We start from the raw sequence: 14,881 nt of genomic DNA, 5'->3' as shown, positions 1-14,881 counted from the left end.
ACTCTTCTGGGCCTATGAATCACCCTTACACACTCCTACTACTAATAGCGCAACAGCCAGTTGAAGTTAATAAGTCCGCGATTGTAGAGATACCAAATTCCTGCACCCAAAACGCCAAGCACAGCAATAATTCCACCAGCAAGAAGCGAATAAGCAAGTAAAGGATTTCGCTTAAATAATCCTGTTACGCCTTTTGCTTCAGACTTCACAACATCATCATTATCGTTCAACTTCTGTCGGTACAAACTTTTAGCGAGCCTCTTGTTACTAATTTTTGAAACAAGACCTTTATGCTTTTTAGCTTTTCTTGGCAATTGTTTTCCAGAACGTGAATTGTTTGATCCAAAACCACGACCTCCAACAAAAGAATTTCCGCCACCGACAAAACCGATTCCACGGCTGCCATGATTGCCGCCAGAATGAGGCAAATTAGCAGGTTTTGCTGGATTATGAGGTGCAGAAGGTCCACCTTTTTTGCTTTTGGTGTCCTTTTCTTCATTGTTTTCAACACCGCCAGCAGAGCCCATTGGTGTTTCTTGTGGATCTACACCAACAGCAACGTGAATATTGCGAGTTACTGTAGAATTTCCGTCAGAAGCTTGGAATTGCAATGTGTAATATCCAGGTTTGTCGAAATCCCAATTCGCATGAGCATGCGTATTTGCAGGTATTGTATAATCTGTTGCTCCTTGAGTGGAGAAAATCTCTTGATCTCCGCCGCCCAAACCTCCAAACATCCAAACGCGTACGTTTCCAGGACCTTCAACTCCTGTTAGGCTCAATTGAGTTGGCTTATGAGGATTCATAGACTGATTATTCCAACCCATCCATGGCACACCATCAATTTGTGTTTGCGGTATACGATACACGCCGTTAGTTTTACCAGCATCACCAACTGCGAATACAACTGTATCCGGGTCTCTAAAGACGTGGCTTCCTGTCACATCTTCTTGCACAGCCATATCAACTTTATTTGAATCGCCAGTATATACAGCAATATCAACATGACCGTGGTCTATAACGAGTTTGTCACCCTTGATGTCTTTGAACTTTGTCGAAGTAGATTGCTGACTTTGAGAATCTTGCTTTCCGCTTTTCGCGTTATGTTCCCCATGAATAAGACCACCGTTATTACTTCCAAAAAGTCCTCTATTACTTCCAAGAAGTCCTTGTTGTTGCATTTTTGCTCCAGGCCATGGAGTCACATACACAGTGTTGTTGTTACCGTTAATGAAGAAAGATCCGTTACTTTGTTGCACATTAATACTGTGATCCTCACTTTGAGAATCGTCATTATCATCTGAATCTTCTTCGTCATCTTCACCATCTTCATCACCATCAAAAGATGCGCCATCATAATCAGCAAAATCCCCAGCTGTTACATCATGATTAGTGACGTGGAATGTATAGACTTGCTCAGAACTTTGCTCCTCGTCACCAACGGTAGTAGTAGCCTTCATTTTTAACTTGTACACACCAGGACGGTTAAAAGACCAATACATGTGAGAATGCTTGCCACCAGTCTCAGTGATGTCAACATCTTTCGGCCATCCGTCAACAGAACCAAGCATTTTCTCATAATCGTCACCGCTGCGAGTATACATAAAAACTTCGCCGTTGTGGGGTGCTTCGATACCAGTTAATGACAGTTTGACTGTTGGGTTAACTTTTGTAGAACCAGCTCCCTCATATAACGGTCTAGTATCTAAACCAGGCCATAATGCACCAGTATTTCCAGCTCCAGATTGATCAAAGAACCAGACTACACCTTCGCGAGTTGTTGCGTAGATTTCTTTTATTATCGGATCATTCTCATCTTTGGAAAGCTGCATGATATTTTTAGAACCAACTTCAAAAATAAGTCGATTCGTATCGTAACGAGTGTGATCTTTATCTTCACTTTCAAACGCATCTCCCAAGGTGCCTAATACTATGCGCCTGCTTGTAGCATCAAAGAAAGTTGCAAAAACGTCAGTATGACCTTTATATGCATGGCACATTACAGCTTTACTATCAGCCGCAGGTTGTGAAGCAGTTTTATCTAAGCGAGCAGCCGTACACGCTTTAAAATTAGCTTGCTTTATTGCGTCAAAATCTTTAGAAGATTTCTTTCCGCTTACAACAGTTGCGTCACTGCCATTGTCAGCAAAAGCTGCGGGAGTTCCCATCATCATGCCACACAAGCACATGCCCACCAACAAAGCGCGAGATAGTTTCTTTATACTATTACGAACCATTTTCGTCACACCATTATTTCCACTGGGTACCATCAGATTGCATATTGTCTGATTGAGAATATTGAGAATTATTAATTGGTGACATCACTGTCGTTTCTTGATCACGCACTAGATTTGACAAAGTACTGTCGCCATTTGCATTATTCACAAAATTTGCATTATTTGCATACTGTTGATTAGCTTGTGCAGAAACTTGCTTAGCAAGCGCAAGATTTCGTGCTTTCTTGCTTTTAGCTACAGCTATTAGCACAAAAATCACAATAATTACGGCAATAATAGCCACAAAAATACCTACAATTTGAAGAACTAAAGCTGTATCATCACTTTTTTCAGATACTTTGTGAGAATGCTTATGCTGGTTGCGAAGGAGTTTGTGATGATTGTTAGTTTCATCTTTTGTGGATTCATCGTTGTCTTCTTCATCTTGATCCTCTTCGTCGCCTTCGCTGCCACTTGCTCCAGCAGCAGCGCCCGCACCTAAAGCAGCATTAGGATCGGTATTATCTCCAACTGCAAAATTAAGAACACGCGTATCGCTTACAGCGCGTCCGTTTTTAAGCTTTCCTGAAAAAGTAAGCTTCACATGATAAATTCCAGGCTTAGAAAACACCCAATTCACGTGAGTATGAGCGTTAGTTTCAATCCAGCTGTTTTGCGGATAACCTTTAGTACTATCCCAAAGCTGCTGTGGATTGTTATTGCCATTTTCTAAGTAAACATGCAATTTGCCTGGACCACTTACTCCTTCAAGCGAAAGGTTTGCACCACGATCGAGCTCGTTAAGCACGCCACCTTCCTGCGTATTCCAACCAAGCCACGGCACATCAGGATTCTGAGTTTGTGGAATAACATACAGCTTCGTTCCAGGCTTTTCGCCAATAAAACTGTAGGCAGCGTCATCAGGCATAGGAATTATTGAATTGCCACCTAATTTAAATACCACATTTTCTGGGTCTCGCCACACTGGTTCATCACCAGTATCATCGCGAATCTTCAATTTCCATTTGCCGTCGATTAGCGTTGGTCCAAAATCAGCATGACCTGCTTGAATCATAACTGGCTGATTGCCTTCAGTGGCATAAGCAGTTTCTTGCATTGGATTTGGTGCACATAAAGATGCAACCAAAGTTACTAAAGAAAATATGAGCGCAAGCAACGCAGTAGAATATGCATGCTTTCGTTTTACTTGCAATGTTTCATTTTGTTTGTAATTCATCATTTAAACTTTCTAGTAATAATACGAATACTATTTACAACAATTTCAATCTAGGACGTACCAAAGCACCGCATGCACCAGTTATTGTGCATAAGCCGACGCTCGCACCTGAAGCTGCAACCGCAACCCACTTAGTCGAGGAACTATCACCTTTTGTATCATCTGAATCATCTTCATACGCTTCATCAGATTCTTCGTTGTATTGCCTTGCACCTTGCAAAGCATGGTGTTCAGTATTCTTAACAAAATCAGGGTTATTGACAGAACTATTTTTGGACTTATTGCCAGAATTATTATCTGTTCTCACGAAATTACGAATAGTCTGTCCACTTTTCTTAGAGCTCTTGTTCTTAGTATGAGTTCCGCCAGAAGTTCGTCGCGATGAATTATGTAACGATGTTCCGCTTGAATTTTCTGTTCTTGTAAAAGAACTAGAACCAGAACTAGCACCACTTTGCGTATTATTTTTAGAATTATTCTTACGATTAGTGCGGTTAGTCTTATTGCGATTCTTCTTTGTGCGCTTGAATTTTCTGTTGGATTTCTTAAAGAAATTAGATTCGAATTGGAATCCACCATTAGAGCTAGATCCGAATAGTCCAGAATTTGCAGCACCGCCGAATACGCCTTTCAAAAAGTTCTTTCCACCAGCGAAATGCTTAGTCTTATTTTTGCGCTTATTATGACGCTTCTCATGGTGCTTTTTCCCGTGAGGGTTCTCATCATCTTCAGAATCAGAACCACTTTGATCATCATCGCCATCATGGTTATGAGAGTGAGGAACACCTTTCATCTCAATAACATAATCGCAAAACTCATCAAACATTTTATTACGGTAAAGTTCACCGTTCTTTAAAACTAAGGAAGGACGAATCGTTGCACCTTGCATTGACGCATCAAGTTTTAGCTCCAACTTGCTGCTTGCAGCACCCGGAATGCGCTTAAATTCGCTTTCTCCTTCCTTTTTCATCAACCAAACATAGTCTTTAACAATGGAAGTTACTGGACTTGTCGGATCGTCAATTGGCGCACCGGTAACACCGTCGGTTGCAACATGAGGGTTAAGCAATACTGTTTTCGCGTGTAAAGTATCCCCTGGTTTGAAACGCTTATAAGGAGCAATTGCTTTTACTACAGGATGTCCGTCGGCACCGTGATCTTCAACGGCGATGGTTGCAGACGCAGTATCTTTGCCAACTTGCGTTTCACCTTCAGTTGCGTGAGCATACACTTTCATCTTGTTCATTGCAGGCTCAGCTGGAAGCTGCAATCTCTCAGCAAAAAGAGTGGTTCCATACGCGTCAGGACCTTCGTCAGCACGCACATATCTCCACTCAATACGAGCACCCTTTGGTTTGTTAACTACTTTTAAGTCTAAACCACCATAACCTTCGTATGAATGATAATGCGGATGAGGCCCGGAATCACGAATATTGCCGATGCGCATATCGCCGCCATCGTCTTTATCTGTGTCTTTATGATCTTTGGAAGCTTCGTGCGCTTCTTCATCATCGTCAGGATTAATAAAATCACCGCGACGGTGCAAATCAAGCGTTTCCGTAATGCCAGAAGCAGGTACTTCGCCTGAATATGTATCTTCTACTTCAAAAGTGTATTCTGCAGGTTCGGTTGTGATCTGCTTCTTAGTGTTCTTATTTGTAATAGTTGCTGCTACTTTTAGCTTGTAAACGCCAGGCTGCGTAAATCCCCAGTTTGCATGCACGTGGCCAGCAGTATGTTGGTGAATTACGCCAGGTAGCATAAATCGACTGCCATCAGTATCAGGTTCGTCGTCTAAATCATTCTCTTCAAATGATAATTTCTTCGAATTTTTTCCAATGCCATCGGTAGTCCAAAGCAGAATGCGCCCGTTCATTGGTCCAGTAACTTGCTGAATTGCAATATCTGCTGTTGCATCATCTGCGTGAGATGCGCCAACTAAAGATGCAGCATAACCTGTGTCCCAACCCGGGAAAAGAGGGTTCCCTTTTTGATTTCCGGAACTATCGAGATAGTAGTATTCAGTAGCGAGAGCAGGAAGTTGCGATTTTGTAGTGTACGTGCTTTTAGCTACGCGCAAAGTAGTGTTTTCAGGCTTTAAGAAAGTAGCAGCGTCTTTTTCGACGGCCATAATGAATTTACCATTGTATTGAATTGGGTAAAACACGTCTGTATGGCCGTGACTTAGCACTTCCTTTTTTGTAGGATCGTATTTTTCAGCAGGATTACCATTTTCTAATGCAACTGCCGGTAAAGCTGCACTAAATCCTGATGCGAGCACGGCAATGGCAAGTATTGCAACACTTGCCATTGCAAAAGCACGTTTCACAATATTCCTAATGACCTGAGTCATAATTACTATTTCGCTCTCTACACTTCATCTTCTTATCGTTATATGCGCTCTTCTTTTCGCAAATAATTATGGAAGATTTTTTAACAACGTCTATTAATAATAATAATGATTCTCATTAATAGCAAGTCGACACTCCGAATAAACAAAAACGCTGGCAGCTTAAAGCAACCAGCGTCTATTATTCTCAATAACTATTGAATAATTATTTAAATATTTTTAGCTAAAATTCTCAGCCTTCTACAATATCCGCATTAAGGCAAGTCTTAAAGTGGCGCAAAGCCCATTCGTGACCTGCAGGATCAAAGCTTGCAACGGCATCCTTGTGAACCACAATCTTGAATCCAAGATTATACGCATCGACAGCAGTGTGAAGCACGCAAATATCCGTGCAAACTCCCACCAAATGCAGCTCCTCAATATGGCGTTCGCGAAGCTTAATCAGCAAATCCGTGCCATTAAACGAAGAGTAGCGAGTTTTATGAATGTAATACACGTTGCTTTTATCTTTATTTGCTTCGTAAAAATCACCAAGCGCGCCGTACAGCTTCTGACCGTGAGTTCCGGCGATATTGTGAGGTGGGAAAAGTTTAGTTTCAGGATGATACGGATCATTCAAATGGTGCGTATCAATCGCAAAAACCACGAACTCACCAGCGTCAAGAAATTCCTGCGAAATCTCAGTAATACGCTTTTCGAGCTTTTGCGCAGGCTCGCCCACAGTAAGAGAGCCATCGCTTGCCACAAAATCATTCGTATAATCAATGTTAATAAGAGCTTTATTCATACCTACTCCTTGTATGAAATTTACAGAATAATCGCAAATAGCTCTACTGCAATAGCATAATCGCTTTAGTTACAATATTCCGCATTCTTAATTGCTTGATTTTATTTCAATTGATAGCCCAATTATCAACTCAATTGCTGGCCCAATTGCAATCGGCGCAATACCTTAATATTCAAAGAATACTCAAAGCTCACTTGCTTCTGCACCGACTATCATCATTTAATCACTACCTTGCGGCAAATTTTAAATCTTACTGATAAAATATTGAAACAAAAAACAAATTAACAGTACTAAGTAGTTTTATAGGTAGGGAATATGAAAAAAATAAAAATTCACCAGATTATTAATCTTATTTTTAGCGGCATTGCTTTAATTGGATTGCTTCTGCCATATTCTTCATCGTACGGAGAATACAGGAATTTTTTGACATCAAATCCAGACATCTTGTTTGCAAAAGAAATAGGTTTTAAAAATATTGACGCTGTCGATTTATCGATGTTAGAAAATCTTAGGTTATATTTCTGTCTTGCTAATAATTCTCATGGAAATGACTGGCTCAAGAATGAAGCAATAATAAATGTTGTTCTCATAATTGCACTAATCGCATCTATACTTCTTATACTATTGTTTACACTTTTAAATAAGCCTGTTGCAAATATTGTATTTGCACTCATCTTGGCAGCTGCATCACTTCTTATGAATTATGACGCAGTAAGCCGTCATGCACTTCCTTCAGATAATTATACTTTTGGCTTTACATATTACCTTTATACGCCGTTGGCAGTGGCTGTAATAGTTTGCTCAATAGTTGGAATTGTCATAAAAAAGAAAGAAAAGAAAGCTGCAAGACTTTCAAATTTTGCACATGCAAAATAAGAGTAAACAAAATTGTAAATTGTAAGCAGTTTACAAAATAATTGTAGGGGTCAATATTTTAGAACATTGACCCCTACTATTATCGCTACATTTGCAAACAAATATAGTTAATACTATTTAGACACAGCTATAAGTTTCTTAGAAACTCTCGCTTGAACATCAACATAATAATTAAGCTCATCAGAGTTCAAATCTTTGCTATGCCAATTGTTGAACTTTTTTACTGCATCATTATATTTATCTAAATACGCAGAGTACTCATTAAGAATAGTCTTATCAGTTGGATTTTTCTTATACTTTTTCATGAACGCAACATATTCGTCCATAACTGTTTCATAGCTATCCATTGCCGCTTTGAAATCACTACGCAATCCATTAACAAGCTTCGTGTTAGTTTTAGGTTTTGGTTCAGCTTTTGGAGTAGCTTGCTTTGGAGCAGCCTTTGCGGCATCTTTCTTCGCATCAGACTTATTGGAATCACCACTATCTTTAGGATTGTTGGCTGGAGCACTGATGCCAATGCTCATAATATTATTGCCTTCGTATTTTAATGACAAATGCCAGCCTGAATTATTGTACGCATAGTACCAATCATCTCCCTTACTATAATTAACTGTAAAACCTTTATCAGAGCAAGCTTTCACATATTTCTCATAATCTTCCATACTGGTGTTGCCAATATAAACTACGAAGCTATCCTCATTTTCGTAGGAGAACTTTCCGAATATAGATTTTGGTACAGGCAATTGATTAGCCGCTTTACTCGATGGCCAAGTAATTGGAGACATTTCTATCGGCGCATTCAGCGCAATACTTAGCTGATTATTGCTTTCATAACGAAGCAATTTTAACTTATAACCTTCACTGTTATAAGAAGAATATTCTGTAGAATCAGTTTTTGAATCTACAGTAAATCCTTTATCCTTGCAAGCTTTAATATAATCATTAAACTGTTTGGCAGAAATATTGTTTATATCAACATTCATTTCTTCAGAAGAGTTTTCAATGATTTTACCCATGTTAGATGGAGGATTTGGCAATTCTGAGCCTAAAACCATCTCATTCCAATTAATAACAACGCCGTTATCTAATTTTTTAATATTCAAGAATCCGCATATTGCAACAACAATTATTATTATGCTGAGTAAATAAAACCAAAATCTTTTATAAATTGGCTTTTTCTTTTTGGCATGCATGCTGCCATAACCTGTAGCTGCTGGAACAGTGAGATTCTGTTGCGGCGGCGGAACAGGAATATTTTGCTCAAAAGTCGAAGCTACCGTTGATTGTTCGACCTTTAATTTTGATCCGCAGTATGGGCAGAAGTCATTCCAAGACTCCATTCCGCAACTTGTACATTTCATACATCATCTCCTAACAATATTGATACGAACATATCATGAAAATGCATCTCATGCTTTGCTATAAATAATATCAAATAAATTGTTGGACTTTTAAGTATTAATGTTGTATGAGTTTTTGAGGGTTTAACGTCAACATCTGCTCCATTTGTGAGAACACTCTCTCACGTTTGGAGGGTTAACCCTCGCTCTACGCTCCATTTGCGAGACGACACTCGCACTATACGTGCTCGCTACGAAACTCGCGTTGTAAGTCCACTGGACTTCCAACTTAAGCGAATTTCCGCTCCGAATTGCCTTCGCGCGCTAAATCGCAGCGCTCAGACAGGTCGTCGCGCCCCCGTTTGAAGGATTACAGATAACAGTATACGAAAACGAAGAACAGTATGCGAATATGAAAAAAGCGGGGAGTAAAAAACTCCCCGCTAGAAAAATAATGCGGCAGCGTGCTAGTCTCCCACACCCTATCGAGTGCAGTACCCTCGCCGTGTCAGGCCTTAGCTTCCGGGTTCGGAATGGGACCGGGCGTCTCACCTGAGCCATGACCACCGCAAAACTAGATTATACACTCAAAACCATTGAGTGGCAACACGTGGCGGTTAGGGAACCGGACATGAACGCGCGTAAAAACTCTTTTATCAACTGATCGTTAAGCAAAACATTCAGTACTCATTAACGCTAGAAGAATAATACTCATAAGGAACTCACCCTCCCCACTAGTAAAAGTGAGGAAGAATGTCACCATCGCCCGTTAGTACTAGTCAGCTCCACCCCTTACAGGGCTTCCACATCTAGCCTATCAACCACGTGTTCTACATGGGGGCTCACACACTAAAGTGCAAGGAATGCTTATCTTGGAGCAGGCTTCCCGCTTAGATGCTTTCAGCGGTTATCCCTTCCGAACGTAGCTAACCGGCAGCGCCACTGGCGTGACGACCGGCATACCAGAGGTTCGTCCACCCAGGTCCTCTCGTACTATGGGCAGGTCTCCTCAACATTCCAACGAGCGCAGAGGATAGAGACCAAACTGTCTCACGACGTTCTGAACCCAGCTCGCGTGCCGCTTTAATCGGCGAACAGCCGAACCCTTGGGACCTGCTCCAGCCCCAGGATGCGACGAGCCGACATCGAGGTGCCAAACCATCCCGTCGATATGGACTCTTGGGAATGATCAGCCTGTTATCCCCGGGGTACCTTTTATCCGTTGAGCGATGCCACGTCCGTACGCCGGCACCGGATCACTATCTCCGACTTTCGTCCCTGCTCGACCCGTCAGTCTCACAGTCAAGCCCGCTTGTGCGATTACACTCAACACCCGATTGCCAACCGGGCTGAGCGGACCATTGAGCGCCTCCGTTACTCTTTAGGAGGCAACCGCCCCAGTTAAACTACCCGCCAGGCACTGTCCCTGACACGGATAACGCGTCGAGGTTAGACGCCAGATATGGAAAGAGCGGTATTTCACCTGTCGACTCCACGCAAGCTAGCGCCCACGCTTCACAGCCTCCCGCCTATGCTACACGATCCACACCTAACGACAATACCAAGGTATAGTAAAGGTCCCGGGGTCTTTTCGTCCTTCTGCGCTTAACGAGCATCTTTACTCGTACTGCAATTTCGCCGGGCTCCTGGCCGAGACAGTGGGGAAGTCGTTACGCCATTCGTGCAGGTCGGAACTTACCCGACAAGGAATTTCGCTACCTTAGGATGGTTATAGTTACCACCGCCGTTTACCGGGGCTTAAATTCACCGCTTCACCGAAGCTAACGGATCCTCTTAACCTTCCGGCACCGGGCAGGCGTCAGAGCGTATACAGCGGCTTACGCCTTCGCACGCTCCTGTGTTTTTGGTAAACAGTCGCTACCCCCTAGCTTGTGCCACCCCCAACAGCTCAACAATGTAAAACCATATCACCATCAGGGGTCTCCCTTATGCCGAAGGCACGGGAGTAATTTGCCGAGTTCCTTGGCCAGGATTCGCCCGATCGCTTCGGTATACTCTACCAGACCACCAGTGTCGGTTTAGGGTACGAGCGGAATCACACCTCACGTTGAAGCTTTTCTTGGCAAGCAGGATCACCGGAATCAGCCTTACAGCCTACCCATCACGCCTCAGCTTAACATCCCCCGGATTTACCTAGGAGACAGCCCACACGCTTAGCCACGGAAAACCACCTCCGCAGCCGGCTACCTACCCGCGTCACTCCCACGCTAACCTACTACCGATACAGTCCCAACACAAACCCATCAACAACCCCGAAAGGCAATCAACAAGAAAATGAAGGTTAGTACTCTCAGATTCAGTTCGAACGGTGTAACACCGGTACGGGAATATCAACCCGTTCATCCATTCGACTACGCCTGTCGGCCTCGCCTTAGGACTCGACTCACCCGGGACGACGAACGTGGCCCCGGAACCCTTAGTCATTCAGCGGACGGGATTCACACCCGTCTCTCGCTACTCATGTCTGCATTCTCACTCCTGTAAAGTCCACGACAAGTTCACACTGCCGCTTCACCCCATACAGGACGCTCTCCTACCCCGCATGAACAAAATTCATGCAGCCGCGTCTTCGGTGGCGTGCTTAAGCCCCGCTACATTGTCGGCGCGGAACCACTAGACCAGTGAGCTGTTACGCACTCTTTCAAGGATGGCTGCTTCTGAGCCAACCTCCTGGCTGTCTATGCGACTCCACATCCTTTCCCACTTAGCACGCGCTTCGGGACCTTAGACGACGATCAGGGCTGTTTCCCTTTTGACGACGGAGCTTATCCCCCGCCGACTCACTGCCGTGATAAACCTAACAGGTATTCGGAGTTTGGCTGCTATTGGTACCCGGTATGGGCCCGCAAGCATCCAGTAGCTCTACCCCCTGTAAGCAATAACACGACGCTGCACCTAAATGCATTTCGGAGAGAACCAGCTATCACGGAATTTGATTGGCCTTTCACCCCTAACCCCAAGTCATCCCCCCAGTTTTCAACCTAGGTGGGTTCGGTCCTCCACACGGTCTTACCCGCGCTTCAACCTGCTCAGGGCTAGATCATCCCGCTTCGGGTCCAGGACATGCGACTCAAACGCCTTTTAAAACTCGCTTTCGCTACGGCTCCCCCACCCGGGTTAGCCTCGCCACATACCACTGACTCGCAGACTCATTTTTCGATAGGCACGCCGTCACCCCACAAAGAAGGCTCCGACGGATTGTAAGCGCACGGTTTCAGGAACTATTTCACTCCCCTCCCGGGGTGCTTTTCACCTTTCCCTCACGGTACTAGTACACTATCGGTCAGACAGGAATACTTAGGCTTACCCAACGGTCTGGGCAGATTCACGCGGGATTCCACGAGTCCCGCGCTACTTGGGAATAAACATAAAGAGACATCGCACGACAAGCTACGGGGCCATCACCCTCTACGGCTGGGAATTCAATCCCATTCACCTAGCACGACATTTTATCACTCTCCTCAACCCCGTCAGAGGCTGAACAGTCCATCCCACGACCCCGAATGCGCAACACCTGACGGCTATCACACGCACCCGGTTTAGCCTGATCCGCTTTCGCTCGCCACTACTCACGGAGTATCCTTTCCTGCAGGTACTGAGATGTTTCACTTCCCTGCGTACCCCCCACAAAAACTGTGGTGACCACTCATAACAGTGGCCGGGTCTCCCCATTCGGAAATCCTCGGATCAAAGCCCACTCGGCAGCTCCCCGAGGCATATCGCAGCCCGTCACGTCCTTCATCGGTCCTGTCTACCAAGGCATCCACCATACGCCCTTACCAGTGACAAACACTAAAGTAAGAACCCATCAGCAAAATTCTCTAGACAAAAAATCATCACACTAAACGATCACAAAACGATCAAGCGACTCCAACAAAAGGAGCCGGTTGAAATTGATAAAAGCAAAAAAATCGAAACCAAAAAAGTCTCGCATTTTACTCGCGTCCACTATCCAGTTCTCAAACCACCACAACACCACAAAACCAGCATCAACACTCAAAAAGCATCAACCCGAAATCCTGTGAGTCAAGGACCGCAACCCCAAAACAAGGGGGGTGGCAATCCGGGAACCCAAAAGCATGCCCAACAAACTCATATAAAACGTTAACCACTGTTTTCCACACCAGTAACCACACTCAACCGAGCGTGCACAAAAACTCCGTAGAAAGGAGGTGATCCAGCCGCACCTTCCGGTACGGCTACCTTGTTACGACTTAGTCCCAATCACGAGCCTCACCTTAGACGGCTCCATCCCAAAAGGGTTAGGCCACCGGCTTCGGGTGCTGCCCACTTTCATGACTTGACGGGCGGTGTGTACAAGGCCCGGGAACGCATTCACCGCGACGTTGCTGATTCGCGATTACTAGCGACTCCGCCTTCACGTAGTCGAGTTGCAGACTACGATCCGAACTGAGACCGGTTTTAAGGGATCCGCTCCATGTCACCATGTCGCATCCCGTTGTACCGGCCATTGTAGCATGCGTGAAGCCCTGGACGTAAGGGGCATGATGATCTGACGTCATCCCCACCTTCCTCCGAGTTAACCCCGGCGGTCCCCCGTGAGTTCCCGGCATAACCCGCTGGCAACACAGGGCGAGGGTTGCGCTCGTTGCGGGACTTAACCCAACATCTCACGACACGAGCTGACGACGACCATGCACCACCTGTGAACCTGCCCCGAAGGGAAACCACATCTCTGCAGTCGACAGGCACATGTCAAGCCCAGGTAAGGTTCTTCGCGTTGCATCGAATTAATCCGCATGCTCCGCCGCTTGTGCGGGCCCCCGTCAATTTCTTTGAGTTTTAGCCTTGCGGCCGTACTCCCCAGGCGGGACGCTTAACGCGTTAGCTCCGACACGGAACCCGTGGAATGGGCCCCACATCCAGCGTCCACCGTTTACGGCGTGGACTACCAGGGTATCTAATCCTGTTCGCTCCCCACGCTTTCGCTTCTCAGCGTCAGTAACAGCCCAGAGACCTGCCTTCGCCATTGGTGTTCTTCCCGATATCTACACATTCCACCGTTACACCGGGAATTCCAGTCTCCCCTACTGCACTCTAGCCCGCCCGTACCCGGCGCAGACCCACCGTTAAGCGATGGGCTTTCACACCAGACGCGACGAACCGCCTACAAGCTCTTTACGCCCAATAATTCCGGATAACGCTTGCGCCCTACGTATTACCGCGGCTGCTGGCACGTAGTTAGCCGGCGCTTATTCGAAAGGTACACTCACCCAAAAGGCTTGCTCCCAATCAAAAGCGGTTTACAACCCGAAGGCCTTCATCCCGCACGCGGCGTCGCTGCGTCAGGGTTTCCCCCATTGCGCAATATTCCCCACTGCTGCCTCCCGTAGGAGTCTGGGCCGTATCTCAGTCCCAATGTGGCCGTCCGCCCTCTCAGGCCGGCTACCCGTCGAAGCCTAGGTGGGCCATTACCCCGCCTACAAGCTGATAGGACGCGACCCCATCCCATGCCACTAAACACTTTCCCAACAAGACATGCGTCAAGTTGGAGCATCCAGCATTACCACCCGTTTCCAAGAGCTATTCTGGAGCATGGGGCAGGTTGGTCACGCATTACTCACCCGTTCGCCACTCTCACCAGTCAGCAAGCTGACTAGATCCCGTTCGACTTGCATGTGTTAAGCACGCCGCCAGCGTTCATCCTGAGCCAGAATCGAACCCTCCACGAAAAACTTCAATGAAGAGCCAACAAAAGGCTCCAATATTAAAAAGAAAAAGACGAGACATTCTTTAAGGAAAGAACATCCCAACAAAAACCTCACCACCATTTAACCATCTCTCAGGCACCCTGCAATCTGCAAGGCAGGCAATGAACTGGCAATAATTAACTAATAAGTAGTACAGACACGCTCTTGAGTTCTCAAACCACCACCACACCAGCCGGCCCATCAACCTCAACCGAGGAGAACCAGCCGCGCTGAGCAGCAAGAGATAAACTTACACCAACCCACGCTAAAACGCAAACCCACCAAAAACAAACACCCCAAAACCATTGAAAACAAGCCAAAACACCGGCGTGTCGAAAAC

At 45.3% G+C, this 14,881-nt stretch carries 6 protein-coding genes and 3 rRNA genes; 1 reads left to right on the top strand and 8 read right to left on the bottom strand.

From position 1 onward, the window contains the following. Positions 1-41 precede the first annotated feature (41 nt). The 4 genes from HXT29_RS00045 to HXT29_RS00030 all read right to left on the bottom strand — a co-directional run bounded on the left by HXT29_RS00045 (position 42) and on the right by HXT29_RS00030 (position 6,590). The gene (locus tag HXT29_RS00045; RefSeq protein WP_415696283.1) at positions 42-2,237 is read right to left on the bottom strand and encodes a choice-of-anchor M domain-containing protein; all 2,196 of its coding nucleotides are present in this window, start codon (positions 2,235-2,237) and stop codon (positions 42-44) included. 13 nt (positions 2,238-2,250) lie between these two features. Continuing rightward, positions 2,251-3,453 carry a choice-of-anchor M domain-containing protein gene (locus HXT29_RS00040; RefSeq protein WP_174191652.1) on the bottom strand — a complete coding sequence of 401 codons (1,203 nt, stop codon included), beginning with the start codon at positions 3,451-3,453 and terminating at the stop codon, positions 2,251-2,253. 34 nt (positions 3,454-3,487) lie between these two features. Continuing rightward, the gene (locus HXT29_RS00035; RefSeq protein WP_117009050.1) at positions 3,488-5,806 is read right to left on the bottom strand and encodes a choice-of-anchor M domain-containing protein; all 2,319 of its coding nucleotides are present in this window, start codon (positions 5,804-5,806) and stop codon (positions 3,488-3,490) included. Between the two features lie 229 nt (positions 5,807-6,035). Continuing rightward, positions 6,036-6,590 (bottom strand): cysteine hydrolase family protein, encoded by a 555-nt coding sequence (locus HXT29_RS00030; protein WP_004106205.1) that lies wholly within the window; start codon positions 6,588-6,590, stop codon positions 6,036-6,038. A 315-nt stretch (positions 6,591-6,905) separates the two neighbouring features. On the opposite strand from HXT29_RS00030, the gene HXT29_RS00025 reads away from it, so the two are divergent. Continuing rightward, positions 6,906-7,466, top strand: coding sequence for a hypothetical protein (locus HXT29_RS00025; protein WP_064340724.1), 561 nt, complete (start codon positions 6,906-6,908; stop codon positions 7,464-7,466). Between the two features lie 113 nt (positions 7,467-7,579). On the opposite strand, the gene HXT29_RS00020 is transcribed toward HXT29_RS00025, so the two are convergent. The 4 genes from HXT29_RS00020 to HXT29_RS00005 all read right to left on the bottom strand — a co-directional run bounded on the left by HXT29_RS00020 (position 7,580) and on the right by HXT29_RS00005 (position 14,523). Beyond that, positions 7,580-8,830 (bottom strand): DUF6591 domain-containing protein, encoded by a 1,251-nt coding sequence (locus tag HXT29_RS00020; protein WP_415696104.1) that lies wholly within the window; start codon positions 8,828-8,830, stop codon positions 7,580-7,582. Between the two features lie 433 nt (positions 8,831-9,263). Next, a 5S ribosomal RNA gene (rrf, locus tag HXT29_RS00015) occupies positions 9,264-9,380 on the bottom strand. A gap of 179 nt (positions 9,381-9,559) precedes the next feature. Then, positions 9,560-12,620 (bottom strand): 23S ribosomal RNA (locus tag HXT29_RS00010). Between the two features lie 375 nt (positions 12,621-12,995). Next, positions 12,996-14,523: ribosomal RNA gene (locus tag HXT29_RS00005) — 16S ribosomal RNA — on the bottom strand. Together the 16S, 23S and 5S rRNA genes form the textbook arrangement of a ribosomal RNA operon. Positions 14,524-14,881: the final 358 nt, after the last annotated feature.

This window comes from Gardnerella sp. DNF00550 (genome assembly GCF_049262685.1).
Classification (GTDB): domain Bacteria; phylum Actinomycetota; class Actinomycetes; order Actinomycetales; family Bifidobacteriaceae; genus Bifidobacterium; species Bifidobacterium leopoldii.
The sequence above is the reverse complement of the archived record's forward strand: the minus strand, read 5'-3'. Positions and strand labels throughout refer to the sequence as shown.